At 64.7% G+C, this 16,335-nt stretch carries 15 protein-coding genes; 3 read left to right on the forward strand and 12 right to left on the reverse strand.

Translation table 11 applies throughout. The features are described from left to right. On the reverse strand, positions 1–703 hold a 703-nt coding region (locus tag AAF184_20275; GenBank protein ID MEO0424685.1), incomplete at its 3' end, for a TIGR03571 family LLM class oxidoreductase. A gap of 223 nt (positions 704–926) precedes the next feature. On the opposite strand from AAF184_20275, the gene AAF184_20280 reads away from it, so the two are divergent. Both AAF184_20280 and AAF184_20285 read left to right on the forward strand, forming a co-directional pair. After that, the gene (locus tag AAF184_20280; protein MEO0424686.1) at positions 927–1,835 is read left to right on the forward strand and encodes a LysR family transcriptional regulator; all 909 of its coding nucleotides are present in this window, start codon (positions 927–929) and stop codon (positions 1,833–1,835) included. 150 nt (positions 1,836–1,985) lie between these two features. Then, positions 1,986–2,288 (forward strand): DUF1330 domain-containing protein, encoded by a 303-nt coding sequence (locus AAF184_20285; protein ID MEO0424687.1) that lies wholly within the window; start codon positions 1,986–1,988, stop codon positions 2,286–2,288. On the opposite strand, the gene AAF184_20290 is transcribed toward AAF184_20285, so the two are convergent. The 6 genes from AAF184_20290 to AAF184_20315 all read right to left on the reverse strand — a co-directional run bounded on the left by AAF184_20290 (position 2,285) and on the right by AAF184_20315 (position 9,959). Beyond that, a complete protein-coding gene (locus tag AAF184_20290) occupies positions 2,285–3,010 on the reverse strand; it encodes a DUF3667 domain-containing protein (GenBank protein ID MEO0424688.1) in 726 nt (241 codons plus the stop codon). The two genes, AAF184_20285 and AAF184_20290, sit on opposite strands and share 4 nt — an antisense overlap. Before the next feature lie 148 nt (positions 3,011–3,158). Continuing rightward, positions 3,159–3,827, reverse strand: coding sequence for a hypothetical protein (locus AAF184_20295; protein ID MEO0424689.1), 669 nt, complete (start codon positions 3,825–3,827; stop codon positions 3,159–3,161). A 67-nt stretch (positions 3,828–3,894) separates the two neighbouring features. Next, the gene (locus tag AAF184_20300) at positions 3,895–4,440 is read right to left on the reverse strand and encodes a glycine zipper family protein (GenBank protein ID MEO0424690.1); all 546 of its coding nucleotides are present in this window, start codon (positions 4,438–4,440) and stop codon (positions 3,895–3,897) included. Positions 4,441–4,483: 43 nt separating this feature from the next. Further along, positions 4,484–7,597: an efflux RND transporter permease subunit gene (locus AAF184_20305; GenBank protein MEO0424691.1), complete on the reverse strand. Its 3,114-nt coding sequence runs from the start codon at positions 7,595–7,597 to the stop codon at positions 4,484–4,486. A 4-nt stretch (positions 7,598–7,601) separates the two neighbouring features. Further along, positions 7,602–8,981, reverse strand: a complete 1,380-nt coding sequence (locus AAF184_20310) for an HlyD family efflux transporter periplasmic adaptor subunit (protein MEO0424692.1) — start codon at positions 8,979–8,981, stop codon at positions 7,602–7,604. 348 nt (positions 8,982–9,329) lie between these two features. Beyond that, entirely contained in the window at positions 9,330–9,959 is a 630-nt protein-coding gene (locus AAF184_20315) for a hypothetical protein (protein ID MEO0424693.1), read from the reverse strand. A gap of 244 nt (positions 9,960–10,203) precedes the next feature. Between AAF184_20315 and AAF184_20320 the strand changes: the two genes are divergently transcribed. Next, positions 10,204–12,486 (forward strand): patatin-like phospholipase family protein, encoded by a 2,283-nt coding sequence (locus AAF184_20320; protein ID MEO0424694.1) that lies wholly within the window; start codon positions 10,204–10,206, stop codon positions 12,484–12,486. Here the strand turns inward: AAF184_20320 and AAF184_20325 are convergent. The 5 genes from AAF184_20325 to AAF184_20345 all read right to left on the reverse strand — a co-directional run bounded on the left by AAF184_20325 (position 12,458) and on the right by AAF184_20345 (position 15,837). Beyond that, positions 12,458–12,664, reverse strand: a complete 207-nt coding sequence (locus AAF184_20325; protein MEO0424695.1) for a hypothetical protein — start codon at positions 12,662–12,664, stop codon at positions 12,458–12,460. The genes AAF184_20320 and AAF184_20325 overlap by 29 nt on opposite strands. A gap of 145 nt (positions 12,665–12,809) precedes the next feature. Continuing rightward, entirely contained in the window at positions 12,810–13,568 is a 759-nt protein-coding gene (locus tag AAF184_20330; protein MEO0424696.1) for a LytTR family DNA-binding domain-containing protein, read from the reverse strand. Continuing rightward, the gene (locus tag AAF184_20335) at positions 13,561–14,598 is read right to left on the reverse strand and encodes a histidine kinase (protein MEO0424697.1); all 1,038 of its coding nucleotides are present in this window, start codon (positions 14,596–14,598) and stop codon (positions 13,561–13,563) included. Before AAF184_20335 ends, AAF184_20330 begins: the two co-directional genes overlap by 8 nt. A gap of 38 nt (positions 14,599–14,636) precedes the next feature. Further along, the gene (locus tag AAF184_20340) at positions 14,637–15,374 is read right to left on the reverse strand and encodes a pectin acetylesterase-family hydrolase (GenBank protein MEO0424698.1); all 738 of its coding nucleotides are present in this window, start codon (positions 15,372–15,374) and stop codon (positions 14,637–14,639) included. Then, positions 15,259–15,837 (reverse strand): hypothetical protein, encoded by a 579-nt coding sequence (locus tag AAF184_20345; protein ID MEO0424699.1) that lies wholly within the window; start codon positions 15,835–15,837, stop codon positions 15,259–15,261. Before AAF184_20345 ends, AAF184_20340 begins: the two co-directional genes overlap by 116 nt. Between the last annotated feature and the right edge of the window lie 498 nt (positions 15,838–16,335).

Genomic DNA, 16,335 nt, shown 5'->3' on the forward strand with positions numbered 1-16,335 from the left:
CATGGATGAAGCGCGCTTGCTGGGCCGTCGGGCGCGGGTAGGTCATCCAGCCGTCGCCATGCTGGGCGAGCCAATCGGCGTCCTGTTGGCTGGCGCCGGTGATCAACAACGGTAGGTGGCCGGCCACCGGTTTCGGCAGCAAGTCCATCGCACCGTCGACGTCGCCGAACGGACTGCGCACCTGCGGTCGGGCCTCGGCCATGCGACGGATGTAGGCGTAACTGTCGCGGAAGCGCTCGCCGCGATCGTCGAAGGGGATGTTGAGGGCCGGGTACTCCTCAGGTCGATCGCCAGAGGCAACGCCGAGGATCAGCCTGCCGTTGGACAGCACGTCCGCACTGGCCGCCGCCTTGGCCACGTGCGCGGGATGACGCAGGGGCAGGATGACGCTGGCCACGCCGAGGGCGATGGAACGCGTCTGCGTCGCCAGGGCGCCGAGGTAGACGAAGGGGTCGAAGAGCTGGCCCGCATCGCCGAAGGACGGCACGTTGAAGGGCACATCGCGCAACCACACGGCGGAGAACCCGAGGGCTTCGGCCAGCTGAACGCGCTCGACGTGCTGGTCCAGGGCGGGCACCGCTGCGTTGGGATAGGACTCGATGGGCACCACCAAGCCGAGCGACAGGCGATCCGGCTGAAAGACCGCCTGGTAGCCCGCGTTGAGCGGGGGGAAGGTCGCCGTCGACACGGCCGATTCGGGCATCGTCATGGGCTTGGGTCCCTGGTGAGTGGATCGAGTGCGATCCGAGAACCCGTCTCGCGGGCCTGCACCCGCCAGTCCCGGCGGGTTGAAGCAGACTAATACCCCTCCATTCCGCGATAAACAGCCACACAGAGAGAATAGAATTCGAGTTCTCTATACAATCGAGCCATTGAGGCTGACTCGCGGCCTGGCGCCGTCACCCGGCGCGAAGGGGGACCCACGGATGGATACCGAAGGCATACGGCTCTTCGTCATGGCGGCCGACATGCTCAACATCAGCGCTGCTGGGCGTCAGCTCGGGTTGGCGCCCGCGGTCGCCAGCGGGCGGCTGGCCAAGCTCGAGAAGCAGTTGGGGGCAGACCTGCTCCACCGCTCCACCCGCAAGATTTCCCTGTCCCTCGAGGGCGCTGAGTTCCTCCCCTTCGCGCGGGAGATCCTCGCCCAGGAGGACGCGGCCAGGGCGGCCCTGGGCCTCGGCAGCAGCGAGGTCACCGGCAATCTGCGCTTTGCCGCGTCGAGCACCTTTGCCCAACGCTACGTGGCGCCCTTGCTGCCCGAATTCCTCGAGCGCTACCCCGGCGTCCGCCTCGAGCTGAAACTCTCGGACACGCAGATGGACCTCATCGACGGCGGCTTCGACCTGGCGTTGCGCGTCTACCCGATCGGCGAGAGCAGCCTGCGAGCACGCAAGCTCGCCCACGACAAACGCATCCTCTGCGCCTCGCCTGATTATCTTGCTCGCTACGGTACCCCTGAGGGCCCGACGGACCTCGAGGCCCACCGTCTCCTGGTGTTCAGGGATGGCAGCGCAAGAAAGCTCTCCGCCCCCGGCGAGCTGCCGGCCTGCACGTTTCCCCCGGTGGGCACGGAGGGGCGGGTGGTCTGCGACGACGGGGCGAGCATGCGTATCGCCACCGAGGCCGGCGTCGGCATCTCCATGAACTCCTACTGGAGCGTCGCCGCGGAGCTCGAACGCGGCACGCTGGTGCGCGTGTTGCCGGAATACGAGGTGGACGACGACTCGGCCATCTGGCTCGTGTACCCCAAGTCCAACGTGCTCACGGCCAAGGTGCGCGTGTTCATCGACTTCCTCATCGAGAAGATCGGCAACCCACCGATTTGGGAACGCTAGTGGCCTGCGCGCGAGGCGATGCCCCCACTTTCCGAATACTGATTTCCCGAGGCCCGGATGTTCCCGAGGGTCGCTCGCCGCCTAAGCTGCCGCTCCATCGCCTGGTGAACGAGTGATCACCTAGGCCCAGCCAACAGCGGGAGCAATACCATGACCTTCTACTCCGTCCTCGAAGTCACCCCGACCAGCGACGACTGGATCCCGGCCTACCTCGAACAAGCCAACGCGCTCGTCGCCCAGCACGGCGGCAAGTACCTGGCGCGCACCTCGGACCACCAACGCCTGGAGGGCGAAGGTGATGATGTAGCCCTTCGCATCATCATCGAATGGCCCTCGAAGGAGGCAGCGATGGCCTTCGTCGAAGACCCCGCCTACGCACCTCACCTGAAGGCGCGCACCGCTGGGTCGCGCAGCCATCACGCCTTGATCGAAGGCAAGGACGATCTCGCTTAGGCGGTGGGATCGATCTGGCCCAGGCCTTCGAACACCACGCCGATGATGGCCGCGTACACCAGGAAGATCACCAGGGCCTTGCCGGCGCTGGTGATCCAACGCTGCTCGTAGACCCGGCGCAGGGACGTCACGACGTAGGCCAGCAGGTAAGCGAGCAACGCCAGCTGCACCGTGAGCAAGAACACGTTGGTCTCCGCCGCGCGCTCCAGGGGCAGGAGCAACGCCAGCACCAGGTAAGCCGCGCTGTGCAGGTGAAGGCTATGCACGAGGTGGTGGAAGTAGCGGCGAGCGCGGAAGGTGAGTTTGAGCAACAGCGCGAACACGGGCAGCAACAAGAACATCAGCTGCGGTAACTGATCTGAAAGGAACTGAGCCTGCTGGGACGCGTGGGATTCGATCGTCTGGCTCTCGCTGAGGAGCGCCCCCTGCCCCACCACCCCGGCGGCGACGAGGAAGAACAAGACGCTGATCACCAGGTACAGCCGCAAGGGCGAGGTGTACAGCTGGCGACGACCGGCCAGGTACTGGCGGGTGAGTTCGCCGGGGCGACGCACCAAGGTGGTGAGCGTGCGGGCGACACGGCCGTCGAGTTGCAGGGACTCCTCGACGACCTCTCGCGCGAGCGAGGGGAAGGGTCGCTCCAGGTCGACGTCGCGCTGGCCGCACGCCCCGCAGTACTCGCCGCTGAGCGTTGCGCCACAATTCAGGCAGTGTTTGACCATGCGCAGGCGAGGCGCCTCGAGGTTGGCTTCGACCAGTCGCTGTGGCTCCAGCCCCGGCGACCCCAGCCTCCAACGGTAGACGCTAGCACACGCCCCGCCAAGCAGCCTCCATGCTCGCGATCGAACACGGAGGCCGCCCAAGGCCCACCTACGGCTGCTTCACGTAGTTGTAGTTCTCCGTCGTGATCACCAACGCCTTCTTGCCCAGCTGCGTCACCACCACCTGACGCGCCGGGTAGTTTGGCCCGTCGGGCAGCCGCTGGAAGGTGATGGTCACCTCCACCGGCTCCTCGTCCACCGTGGACTCGATGCGCATGGTCATGGGCTGGCGCGTCGCCCGCACGAGCTCGAACTCCACCATGTCGCCGTCGATCACCACGTCCTGGGAGCGGAGCATGATCGTGTCCTCGCCCGGGCGCAGGAACGCGCTCTCGAGGGCCTTGGTGAACTTGGCGGTCGACAGGTAGGCCTGCAGCTGGTCCTTGACCGCCTGGGCGAACTCAGCCGCGCTCTTCTTCTTGTTCTTAGCCACCCGCTTGCGCACAGGCCCACGCACCTTCTTCTGCTCTGGCGCCTCACCGCCCAGGCGCGTCTTCTCCAGCTCGCCGGAGAAGTTGTAGCGCATCTGATAGAGATCGACCTTCTGCTGTTCGCCGTCCACCTCCACCTTCGCCCGTGACTGCCATACGTACTGTCGCAGGGCTTGCTGATTCTCGAGCATGGAGGCCCGGATCTTCGCGGTGTCCGGCTGTTGCGCCGACAGGGAACCTGCGCCCAATAGGAAGACCAGGCCAGTCGCCCAGACCAATCGTTTCACGTCATCACTCCTGTTTCTGCTATGAGGACTGACCCACCCAAAGGGGATCAGTGATCTGGGTCAGTCGCTAGTACTTGACCAGGTAGTCCTTGGCTTCCAGACATACGCTGAATGCCTTCTTGAACTTCTCGACCTCTGCAGCGTTCGCCACCTTGGCCGCCTGAAGTTCCTGCTCTGTGTCCTCGCTCGTGGAACGCCGGTTGCGACGGGACTTGAGCCGCCCACGTACACCGCCCACCGCCGCACCGGTCGCCGCGCCCTTGCCCGCGCTGTCATCGGCGATCTCGCCCACGATGGCGCCCGCCGCGGCACCGCGGGCCGCGCCCTTCACTGCCGAGCCCTTGGCGTCCTGCTGCGCCTCGGCCTGCGCCTGGCGAGCCTCCGCCTCGGCCTGCTGCAGATCCTTGGCAAGTTCGAAGGGATCCGTGCCCGTGTTGGTGGATGCCCACTGGTAGCACTCGGCCTCGGCCTTGCTCTGCGCCTGTGCCGGTTGCCCCGACTTCGGAAAAACGTAGACCTCCATCGTCGAGGCGAGGGTGCTCTGCGCGTGAGCGGTGAAGGGAGAGAGGATGAGCAGGCTCATCACGAGGGGGACGGATTGCTTAGCGAACATCATGAACTCCATAGGTTGGTCAATGGGGGAAGATGAGGCACGGTCAGGCCGGGTCGGCGATGGCGCTAGGGACGCCGTCATCACCGCGAATGCCGAGATCCTCGAGGATGGCGTAGGACGCCGGCAGCACGAGCAAGAGCAGCACGGTGGCCGACAGCATGCCGAACACCACGCTCGCCACGAGCGGCACCAACACCTGAGCCTGCAGGCTCGTCTCTGAGAGCAGCGGCAACATGCCCGCGATGGTGGTGATCGAGGTCAGGAAGATGGCGCGGAAGCGATCGCGCACGGCTTGCTCGGCGGCGTCGTGCAAGGTCATGCCCTCGCGGCAGCGACGCTTGACGTACTCCACGAGCAGGATCGAGTCATTCACCACGATGCCTGCCAGGGACACGAAGCCGATCAGGCTCGGCAGCGTGATGTCGAGGCCCATCAACTTGTGCCCCCACACCACGCCGATGAGCGCCAGGGGAATGTTCATCAGCACGGCGAAGGGCTCGCGGAAGTTGCCGAACTGAAAGCTGAGCAGGAAGTAGACGCCGATCACCCCGAGCACGAAGCCCGTGAAGACCGAGGCATTGGTCTCCTGGCTGTTCTTCACCTCCCCTTCGAGGCTCACGGTGAGATCCGGATAGCGCTCCAATAGCCCGACGAGGAAGCGCTCCTGCGTATCGGCGATCACCTCGTTCGTGTTGGCGATGGCGGCATCGATGTCGCCGCTGATGGTCACCGTGCGCTGATGATCGACGCGCGTGATCGTGGAGAACTCGCGCTTGTCCGTGACGTCGGCGATGGCATCGAGGGGAATATCGACGCCCTGGTTGTTGAAGAGGCTGAGTTGGAGGAAGTCAGCGAGCGCGTCTTCGGGGGCCGTATCGAGCCTGACCGTGATCTCGTAGGCCTCACGACCTCGATAGATCTCATCCACCTTAACGCCTTGATAGGCGGCTCGGAGCTGCTGCGCCAGCTGCTGCGCACTCAAGCCCGACACCGTCGACCCCGGGTGCAGGCTGACCGAAAACTGTGGTTTACCGGCGCGCAGGTCATCCATCACGTTGGTGACGCCGGGATAGCCACGCAACCAGTTCTGCAGCTCCCAGGACGCGCTCGACAGCTGCTCGAGATCATCGCCGTAGAGGCGAATCGAGATCGCCTGCCCGGCGGGCCCGAGGGCGGGTTCCTTGAACTGGAGGGACACTGCATCGGGGATCGGCGGGGTCGCGTCGATCCAGCGCCGGCGCAGCTCCCCCAGCGAGGTGTTGCGCTCCTCGGCGGAGAGCAGATCAAGGCTGATCGTGGCGAGGTGCGCGCCCTGCTCCCCCGCGTCGGGGTTGGAGCCGTAGGAGATTCGCACGTGGCGGATAAGCGCTGCGTCGTCGTCCGCCGGCAGGCTCTGCGTCACCTCCTGCAGGGTGCCCAGCAACTCGGCGACGACTGCCTCCGTGCGTTCGGCCGGCGTGCCCTGCGGCATCATGATGCGCGCCTGGAGCGTGTCGCCCTCGAGGTCGGGGAACGCCTTGAACTTCACGTAGCCCGCGGGAAACAGGCTGGCCGTCAGCAGCAGCAGGCCGATGGCCACGCCGACGGTGACGTAGCGATGTTTGATCGCGCTGTGCGCCAGCCGCCCGACGAGCACACGCAGCTGCTCGAATCGCGCCTCGAAGCGGGTACGCCACCCGCCCGACGCATCCCCATCCGTCTGATGCTCCAGGGAGTGCTTCAGGTGATGGGGGAGGATGAGGAACGCCTCCACCAGGCTGATCGTGAGCACGGAGAGCAGCACCACCGGGAGCACACCCATCACCTGACCCATGTCGCCCTTCAGGAAGAGCAGGCTGCCGAACAGCAAGGCCGAGGTGGCGAAGGACGACAGCACGCCGCGACCCACGTTCGAGACGCCCGTGATGGCCGCCTGCAGCGGTGTCGCGCCCTTGCGGAACTCCGCCTCGATGCTCTCGGAGAGCACGATCGCATCGTCCATCAAGATACCGATGGCCATCAGCAGGGCCACCATGGAGATCATGTTGATGGTGATGCCGAACAGGCCCATCACGGCGAGGCCGCCGATGAAGGAAATCGGTAGGCCCATCGCCACCCAGAAGGTGTAGCGCCAGGAGAAGAAGAGCGAGAGGGCCAGGGTGGCGAGGAGCAAGCCTTGCCAGCCGTTCTTCAGCAGCAGATCGAGACGATCGCGCACCACGGACGCCGAATCCTCCGTGATGACCAGGCGCGTGGAGGTCGGCAGGCGCGCGTTCTCCTGATCGACGAACGCCTGCACCGCGTCGAACACCGTGAGCGTGTCGTCGGTGCTGTTCTTGCTGATCGTGAGCAAGGCGGCGGGGCGACCGTCCAGCTCCGCACGCACGTCCTCGTCGCTGAAGGCATCGACCACGGTGGCGATGTCGCCAAGGCGCAGCAGCCCACCCTTCTCGTCGCTCAAGATGACGAGGTCCGAGAGTTCATCCACCGTGCGACGCTGATTTTCGACGCGGATCTGATAGGTGCGCGACGCGGCCTTTACCTCACCAGCCGGCAGGTCCATGGCTTCCTGCTGAATCGCGTTGACCACGTCCTGCACGCTCAGCTGATAGCTGCGCAGCGTTTCCGTGTTCACCCGCACGCTCAACTCGTGGGTGGAGAAGCCGCTGACGTCCACGATGGAGACGTCCGGCAGGGCGAGCAGGCGCAGGCGGTAGTGCTCGGCCAGGGCCTTGAGTTCGGGTTGCGACAGGTCCGCCGTGATGGCGAGGGTGGCCACGGGCGCCGTGCGGCCGAGCTCGACCACGGTCGGCTCCTCCGCTTCCTCGGGAAACTCCGTGATGGCGTCGACGGCGGAGTTCACATCGTCGATGAACTGCTGCAGGTTGCCTGCCTCCTGCATATCCAGAACCAGGCTGCCCGTGTTGTCGCGGGCCTCACAGCGTCGCTCCTTCAGGAAGCTAATGCCGTCGGTGGCGTCTTCCAGGCGATTGCAGATGCCCTCCTCCACATCGCTGGCGCTCGCGCCGGGATAAGCGACGGTTACCTGCACCTGGTTCTGGTCGATCTCGGGGAAGGTCTCCTTGTTCAGGCGAGGCAATGCCGTGAGGCCGAGCAGCAGGATGGCGAACATCATGATGTTCGCAGCGGTCGGGTGGGCGGCAAAGAAGCGAATCATGCGCTTACCTCCTCGCCTCGGTGCCCGCGGCACGCGCTCTCATCTGCACTTCGAACGCGTCCGCCGGCGTTACCGCTAAGGGCATGCCCTCGATCACAGGGATGAGGTCGGTGATGACGATCTGCTCACCGGCGCTGATACCATCGCTCAGCACCACGAGATCGTTCTGCACCAGCTTGATGTCGACTTCCCTGATCTCCAGGCGATCGTCCTCCCCCACCGCGTACACGCGCCCCTGGTGGACCGCCTTGCGGGGCACGACCAGCGCAGGCCGAGGCGGCGCCATGATCTCCACCGCCGTGTACATGCCCTTGATGAGCGGGGGACGCTCGCCGGGGATGACCTTGCTGTAGGGATCGTCCACCCCGACCACCACGCCGATGGTCTGGCGCGTGGCGTCGATCGAATCGCTGATACGCATCACCCGTGCGTCCCAATGTGCCAGGGGCATGCCGTTGACGAGGCGTACGCGCGTGGTGAGCTGCAAGGCGTCGTTGAGGCGTCCGCTGGCCTGGATGAAACTATCCCTGGAGGCTTGCGAATCGCCCGGCGGCTCGAGGTGGCTGACGAGGCTGCGCAGGGCGCTGAGCGACAGCTGGGCATCGACTTCCACGCCGTTGAGGTCCACCGCCTCGAACAGGGGCGAGCCCGCCGCCACGAACTCCCCGGCGTCGACGCTCACGGTGCCTACCCGGGCATCGAAGGGCAGGGAGATCTCCGTGCGGGCCAGGATCGTCTGCGCGTTCTTCACGCTCTGTTCGGCGCGGGCGATCTGCGAGTTGATCGACTGCCGGCGGCTATCGAAACCGTTGATCTTGCCCTGGATGTCCTCGACCGATTGGCGCAGGGAGATCACCTTCTGCTCCTCCGCATCGAGGGTGGACTTGGTGACCACCTGGCGCTTGTACACCTCCTCGATGCGCGCGTATTCCGCTTCACCCACCTCGAGGTTCTGCTGCGCCAGCTCGAGGGCGCGCTGGGCGGAAGCCTCCTCCGCGGCCAGCTCGCGCAGGGAGGCTTGGTTGGCGACGAGATCCGCCTGGGCCTGCTTGAGCGTGACGTCGTAGTCCTCGCTCTCGATGCGCAGGACCACGGTGTCGGCGGGGATGGTCGAGCCCGCCTTGAGCGAGGGATGCACGTAGCTGATCTTGCCGCTCACCTCGGCCGTGCTGTTGAGCGTGATCGCCGGCTCAACGACACCGTAGGCGGTGACTTGGGTGCTGAAGGGGATCTCCTCGACCGTGATCACCTCCACCGGCCGAGAGCGCATTTGCTCGGCGCTGTGTTCCACACCAGGGCGGGTGACCACCAGGAAGACACCCGCGATGAGCGCCACCCCAACCAGCGCCAGGAGTTGGAGAATGTTGATGGGACGTACGCGCATCATGTCGCCTCACGGACACCAGTAAACCCAAGCCGCGAAGCGAAACCGCCCCCATCGGCCACGAACTTTTCGATGACGATCAGGCTAGCAACTGCAAGTTAATGCAGGGCTTAGAACCGGGAGCGGACTGGCAAGAAGGGTAAAGAAACGTAAGGAAACCGCAGGGGGACCGCTGCTATTGGGGCGCTGGCAGACTCGTCAGCACCTGCCAGCGAATAGCCCAGTGACCAGAATGAGGCTCGGCAACAACAACGAGCTGTGCGTGAGTGACTGCGCCGAATAAGACGCTTCGGCACGGAAGCGGCGGCCCCGGCGCATCGCCAGCCGGGGCCGCAACCGCTCGGGTGCTCAGTCCTGTCGGCACGCTCCCCTCGGCAAGCACCACACCGGCCCCTGGAAGGAGTCCTCGTTGTCCGCGCGAATCACCACCGTCTGATCCGGCAGGCGAAGGACCTGATCGCGCTCGATCGGATACTCCACAAGCCGCCATCCGGCGGGGACCGTAGGATCGTCGGTGGGACGGTTGAGATCTCGTGAAACGCGCGGATACACATCTCCCTCGGGGGAGATCAACATCGTGACGATATGGTCCGCGAAGTAGACGATCTCGTGGCGCTTGTTCACGATCGACCCGGATAGCAAACCCTGCTCGTCGAAGGTCAAACCGAAGTCGATCACCGTGGCGACGTGGGTCCAGTCGTAGCCGAACAGGGTGTCTCCTCGAAACTCGCCCTCCGGCAGGTCGGGGGAACTCAGAAACTGGCTCGCGTCGGGATCGCCCTCTCTGGGCTCGTTCTTGAACCACCCAGGGGGCAGTTCGATGGCGTCGAACTGCGCTTCGGTCAGCTCGAAGTTGATCCACGTGATCAAACCCTCCGGCGTTAGCTCGAGGATTTCGAAGCCCACGTTTTGGGCCAGGGTGGTGGTGGGGCTGGCCATGACGGTCAGGGCCAGCATAACGGTTGCGATAACTCTCACGGGGCTGCCTCCTTCGGGGCGGCGGGTGGTTGGCACCCCCGAGGCTAGAGAGTCGGACCCAAAGTAACGTGAAGCGTTGGCAAGGATTGGTAAGGGCCAGCGGCGTCTGAGGGTGCCCTGTGCAAATGACATTTTCGTGAATGTACGGGTCCAGGATCGACGGTTCTCGTCGTCACGAGGCCTGCGGTAGCATCCGCCCCGCAATACAAGCCGACAGCAAGGCGTATCGATGCGATCAGCACCCATGAGAGACTCTGCACGCGTCGCAGCGTACACGGCCGCGATCGCCTCACTGCTCGCCGCCATCGCGGCACCCCTCGCCCTCGCCCAAGCTGACGCTGATACCGCCGCAGCCAAGGAAGAGCGCATCGCCGTCGTACTCGGTGGGGGCGGTGCCCTTGGCCTCGCCCACGTGGGCGTGTTGAGTGTGCTCGAGGAGGCGGGCATCGACGCGGACATCGTCGTCGGCACCAGCATGGGCGCTGTGATCGGCTCGCTGTACGCTGCCGGCTACAGCGGCCGCGAAATCGAGGAGATCGCCCTTGGGCTCGATTGGGGCAAGATCTTCCGCGACTCCGCTCCACGCCGGCAGTTGGTCTTCCGGCGCAAGGAAGAGCTGCGCGTGTTCCCCTCGGGCCTGCGCGTGGGCTTGTCGCGCGACGGGCTGAAGCTACCGCGCGGTGTGATCTCGGGCCGCCGCCTGCGGGAGACGATCGCATCGCTGCTCAGCGCGCGCACACTCGCCGCTGACTTCGATGCGCTCGAGCGTCGTTTCCGCGCCGTCGCCACCGACATCGAGACCTTCGAACCGGTGGTGCTGAAAGAGGGTGACCTGGCGGCGGCTGTCTTTGCCAGCATGGCCGTGCCCGCGTTCATTCCGCCGCAGGTGATCGACGGCCGCACCCTCATCGACGGCGGTGTGGCCTCCAACGTCCCGATCGATGTGGCCCGCGCACTCGGCGCCGATCGATTGATCGTGGTCAACCTGTCGGTCGCCCCCGCCAGCGCCGAGGAGATCGACAGCGTCGTCGATGTGATCGGCCAGCTCACGACCTTTCTCACCCTGCAGAACGTGCGGCGCGAATTGCCCAACCTGGAAGACGGCGACCTCCTGCTCGAGCCGCTGTTCGAGGGCTACTCTCCGACCGACTTCGACAAGGGCGCCGAACTCATCGCGATCGGGCGCGAAGCGGCACAGGCGCAACTGGCCGCGCTGCAAGCCTTGGCGGCGCCACCGCGTCGCCCGCAGTCACCACTAGCCGCTAAGCCCCCGGAGCTCACCGCCGCCCCAACGATCGAGACGATTCGCATCGAGAACGCCACGCAATACCCGACGCGCTTTATCGAGGGTGCGGTGGAACAAGCGCTCGGCGATCCCCTCGACTACGCCACCTTGTCGAAGAACATCGATACGCTCTACGGCACCGATGAATTCGCCTCCATCGGATTCAGCGTGGAGGCCGACGCCACGACTAGCGCCAATGACGCCGCGCTGGTTTTGGACCTGCAGCCAAAGGCGATCGGCAACACCTACCTGACCTTCGGTGTGGAGACGACGACCGACTTTCGCAACGAAGCCGTGTTCAACTTCCTATCAGGACTGTTGATCCGTAACCTCACCCCAGCCGGAGGGGAGCTTCGCGCCGCAGTGCAGATCGGCGACGACCCCAGCCTCGCCATGGAAATCTTCCAGCCGACGGATGTGAACCACAAGTGGTTCGTCAGCGGCACCGCGCTCGTGCAACGTGACCTACTCCTCGCCAACGATGGCAACGGCGACGCCTTCGGTGAGTTTCGCCAGGACATCGTCGACCTCAGCTTGAGCACTGGCCGTACGATCAGGCGCACGATCGAGCTGCGTACCGGTATCTCCCAGCAATGGGGTGAGCTCTCCAACGTCGCGGCGCTGGGCGATGTGCTACCGATCGATTTCAGCGGGCGCAGCCTGTTCGGTCTGTTGACCGTCGACACCCTCGATCAGCAGTTCTTTCCGCGCCGCGGCGTGTTCGGGCAGTTCGCTTACGACCACCCCATCAGCGGCGATGATGCCTTCGTTTTGCAGCAATTCGCCGGATCCCTCGCCTTCGCCCAACCCCTGTTCGGCGGCACCCTGGCACCAAGCTGGGAGTGGGCTTTCAGCCTGGATGAGACTGACCTGGACTTCACGGAGATCGAAGAAGGCATCGCGTTCCCCGGGTTCCAAACGCTTGGGGGTCCGTTCCGGCTCTCGGGCCTTGGCGAAGGCGAGCTGGCGGGCAGGCACAAGGTACTCATGAGCCTCGCCTACTATCGTCCGCTCGGCGAGGCGCCGCTGTTCGGGGAACCTCTCTACGTCGGCGCATCGGTGGAAGCCGGCAACACCTTCCAACGCACCAACGAGATCGCCTTCGACAGCCTGCGCTACGGCGGCTCAGTGTTCGTCGGTGCCAGGACGCCCCTGGGTGTCTTTCAGCTCGGTGCAGGCATTACCGGCGATAACGCCGCGGTGTTCTTGCTGATCAACCCCGGTTTCCTGAGCGGCTTCTAGCGAACCCCCCGGGGTCGAAGGTCCCGGCAACGCTGTCGAGGTTGTTCACCCCGGTCAGCGCGAAGTCGAGGAAGACGTCGATCGGCGCGTCTTGCGCGGGAGGCGCAAGCAGCACTTGGCTGGGGAGGGTCGCCGCTGGCGCGCTGACGTCGGGCCCTTGTTCTTCAGCGATAGCCATCGTGAGGCTCAGCGCAGCCGCGCCGATGACAGCTGGAAGAAGACGAAATCCTGATGACACTATACTGCTCGCCCGCGCACCGAGAAGTATCTGCCCACCTTACCCGAACGATGATGCACGGTGCGCGTACGCGCGACGGCACTCGTTACAGGGCAGACTTCAGCGACGACACATTGCCCCGCGACACGGGCACTTTGATCGCGATATCCGCCAGTTTCACGAAGTGACGCCTCGATTCCACGGTGAGCCCGGTGATCTGCTCGAGGCGGACGATGTAGCTGCGATGCAGGCGAACGAACTGCTGCGGCGGTAGCTGAGAAGCGAATTCGTCGAGCGTGGTGTCCGAAATGATGGTCTCGGTGCGATGCGCCTGGGCACCATGGCGACTCAGGTGCACCCGCCGGTAACGACCGATGCCCTCGATGTAGCAGATGTGTTCGTAGCGCAGCACTCGCAGGGCATTGCCATCGGACAAGGTCAGGCTGTCGCCTGCCAGGGTTGGTTTCTCCAGCGCCTCGAGCGCGAGCGTCTCCTGGTGCAGGATTTTGGTGATGCACTTCTCGATCAAGGCGGGCCGGACGGGTTTGAGCAAGTAGTCGATCGCCTGGGTGTCGAAGGCATCCAGGGCGTACTGGTCGTAGGCAGTGACGAACACGAGTTGATAGCCGACCTCGCGGGTGGCCTTCGCCACCTCGAAACCTCCCACCTCTGGCATCTCGATATCGAGGAAGACGATATCGGGCTGCAGCTCCAGGACAGTACGGATCGCGCTCGCCCCATCCGCCACCTCCGCCACGATCTCCAGATCCTCGAACTCGCCTATCACAGCGCGTAGGCTCGCGATGGCAGCGGGTTCGTCGTCGACGAGAATGACGCGCTTGCGTGGCGGAGTCGACTCAGCCATACGCTGTACTGCTCATGCTGGCAGGTACGCTCAAGGTGAACACCCCTCCGGCGTCGGTCGAGTTCAAGGTCACGTCGTAATCATCGCCGTAGTGTAGTGCCAAGGTCTGATGCAGGATGCGAAACCCGTTGCCCACGTTGATCTGCGAATCGTCGAAGGCCGGCCCGGTGTCCCGAACGGTGATGCGAAGGGTATCGTCCGCGAGTTGCGCCTGCACTTGCACATGCGCCGGTGTGGCGTAGGGCGCCACCGCATACTTCACCGTGTTTTCCACTACGGGCTGCAGCAGCAGCGAGGGCACCGGCAGCGCTTCGGCCTCGGACGCCAGCTCCACGCTAAAGGACAGGCGACTCCCGAAACGCTTCTGCTGCAGGGTGAGGTAGAGGCTCACCAGGCGCAGCTCCTCCGCCACGGTGGTCACGCTTTGCTGCGCCATCTTGATATTACTGCGCAAGAGATCTGCCAGGTCGAAGACGATTTCTCTGGCGTTGTCGGGATCGTCTGCGATCTGCGAGCTGATCAGGTTGAGCGTGTTGAAGAGGAAGTGGGGGTTGCTCTGTGCCCGCAACATGCTGAGTTCCGCCTCCCGCGCCGTGGCCTGGGCCTGAAACTCGCGCGCCTGCTGGCGCAGTACCCTGAGCACGCCGAGATAGACGATGATCTCGAGGGCTAGCACGACGCGGGGCATGAACATGCTATCGGGCCGCGGTAGCGCCGTCGGTAAGGTCATGACCGGCCCCACCAGCGCCCCAGCGAAGATGATCAACAGGAGATGCGCGAGCAGTTGTCGCCAGAAGTGGTCGGGATGGAAGACTTTCGGCAACGCTCTGTGCAACAAGCGAACCCCGGCGAACGCCAGCCCGAAGATCGACCACAGCCTGAGGATGACCCAGGCAATGCGGTCGAGGTTGAGCACCCCCAGATCGTAGAGGATCGTTGCCACGAACAGCGAGTTAGCCGCCGGGAAGACGAGCAGGAACGCGAGCAGCTGAAAGTGCCTGTGCGTCTTCTCGGCGGGTGGCGTGGGCATGAGGTGAACTCGCGCTGCTTGGAAGGTTCGACGCAGGATCAGTCGCTGACGGACACCCAGTCGTCACTTCCGCTCAGCATATCGGCAATCCACTGCTGCACCGACACGCCTCCAACGACGCGCGTGAAGTCGCGGATGATGAAAGTATGACCGTCGCCGTGCGCGATCAGGCTGCGAAAGCGATCGGGGTAATCTTCGCGTAGCTCGGCCATTGCCTCAAGCAACTCCGCTTCCCACGCTTCGGGGGTGATGGGAAGACCTGCGACTACCGTCGCGTCGCGGGTGTAGCTCAAAAATCCCATGCGCAGGTTCGGGTCTTGAGCCAGCTGGTACTTGTGATAGTCGGTGAGGTGGCCGTCCTCGCCGATGCAGGTCTCGCAGCTTGAGGGGAAGGAGGCACCGGCGTTCCAGTACTCTGCGAGCGTGTCCAACACGCCGGGCGCGGAAACCCCGACGCCGGAGTCGTTGACGAGTTCGATCGGTACGTCCGGGTAGAGCTTCCTTACCAGGGGCAGGGCGAAGTGGGTGCCGAAGCCGCCGGCGCTGTTGCCGGCGAGGAGGATCTTGCTCGGGGCGGGATAGCGGCCGGCAATGACGTCGAGCGACGCGGCGAGGTTCTGCACGCCGCGGAAGAAACGATCGTCAGTGCCATCGCCATCACTATCCACGTCGCGATCGCCCGCGAAGAAGGTACCGTCGCAGTAGGGCACGTAGCCCAGGTTGTAGTTGGCCGCGGGGTTGGTAGGACTCGTGGCGTCCAAGATGCCAAAGGTCACGGGGATGCCGGGGGGGCGCCACGTCCACCGCGTCGCAGTTGTTCTCGGAGCAGGCGCCACCGCCTTGCACGAAGATCATCAGTTCGCTGGCGCTGCCGTCGCGGGTGGTCATGGTGAATTCGCCTCCCGTGAAGCACATGGGGCCGTTGTCGCTGCCGTCGAAGGTGTAGGTGATCGTGCCATCGCTGAGCAGGGTCGAGGCCATCGGTGCGAAGACCGACTCGTAGCGGTCCACGCCCTGGTCGTAGAGCTCCTGGAACGAGGCGGCCGCCACTGCGTCGTCCGGCGGCGGGTCGTCCGCGACGACCACCGCCACGATCTCATCGCTGTCAGAGTTGCAGCCAGCCACGGCCGCAAGTAAGGCCACCGCGACGAGTGAAGGAAGCTTCGCACCACGCCAGCGACGGGCGGGCGTCGACTGCGAGGTCCAATGGGCTGGGGGTGACTGGGTGGGGGAGTTCATAGAACACCTCGTTACGTTGCCGTTTGGTCGTCGATCCGCCGCGAGACCTGAAAGGCCGCGACGGGCTGGACGGCAAGCTAGCAACGCTGAGGCAGAGGCAACATGAGGCAGCGTACCGGTCGTACGGTAGTCCGTATGAACGGTGCGTTCTGGGCGTGGCGCGCACACCACTCGGGACGAGGGATCGCGTGGCGACGACCGCCGCCGCGGATAGCTGCCAGTGCATTGGTCGGGGTGCCCGCCCGCGAAGTCGCCAGCGACCGCGAACGGCCCGAGTGACTCCCAGCGCCGAGCCAAAGGCCTTGCACAAGGCAGCGTACGCCGCTCACAAGTGTCCGTACATGCTGCTTCAACCGATCACTTTCAGCGGGTTGGAGCATTCCATCGGAAAGACGACCGCCCGCGTCAGCGCCCTCTGATGGAAATACGGAATGCAGCAACGAAGTCTCCCAGGCATCTCGCAATCGACACGGCGACGATCGGATCGCACCCTAGCCG

This window comes from Pseudomonadota bacterium (assembly GCA_039815145.1).
Taxonomy (GTDB): Bacteria; Pseudomonadota; Gammaproteobacteria; order Steroidobacterales; family JBCBZW01; genus JBCBZW01.

What these genes read in the sequence shown, in the direction of transcription:
- AAF184_20280 (MEO0424686.1), top strand. Translation starts at nt 927, where the DNA reads ATGGATACCGAAGGCATACGGCTCTTCGTCATGGCGGCCGACATGCTC.
- AAF184_20285 (MEO0424687.1), top strand. Translation starts at nt 1,986, where the DNA reads ATGACCTTCTACTCCGTCCTCGAAGTCACCCCGACCAGCGACGACTGG.
- AAF184_20290 (MEO0424688.1), bottom strand. Translation starts at nt 3,010, where the DNA reads ATGGTCAAACACTGCCTGAATTGTGGCGCAACGCTCAGCGGCGAGTAC.
- AAF184_20300 (MEO0424690.1), bottom strand. Translation starts at nt 4,440, where the DNA reads ATGTTCGCTAAGCAATCCGTCCCCCTCGTGATGAGCCTGCTCATCCTC.
- AAF184_20305 (MEO0424691.1), bottom strand. Translation starts at nt 7,597, where the DNA reads ATGATTCGCTTCTTTGCCGCCCACCCGACCGCTGCGAACATCATGATG.
- AAF184_20310 (MEO0424692.1), bottom strand. Translation starts at nt 8,981, where the DNA reads ATGCGCGTACGTCCCATCAACATTCTCCAACTCCTGGCGCTGGTTGGG.
- AAF184_20320 (MEO0424694.1), top strand. Translation starts at nt 10,204, where the DNA reads ATGAGAGACTCTGCACGCGTCGCAGCGTACACGGCCGCGATCGCCTCA.
- AAF184_20325 (MEO0424695.1), bottom strand. Translation starts at nt 12,664, where the DNA reads ATGGCTATCGCTGAAGAACAAGGGCCCGACGTCAGCGCGCCAGCGGCG.
- AAF184_20330 (MEO0424696.1), bottom strand. Translation starts at nt 13,568, where the DNA reads ATGGCTGAGTCGACTCCGCCACGCAAGCGCGTCATTCTCGTCGACGAC.
- AAF184_20335 (MEO0424697.1), bottom strand. Translation starts at nt 14,598, where the DNA reads ATGCCCACGCCACCCGCCGAGAAGACGCACAGGCACTTTCAGCTGCTC.
- AAF184_20345 (MEO0424699.1), bottom strand. Translation starts at nt 15,837, where the DNA reads ATGAACTCCCCCACCCAGTCACCCCCAGCCCATTGGACCTCGCAGTCG.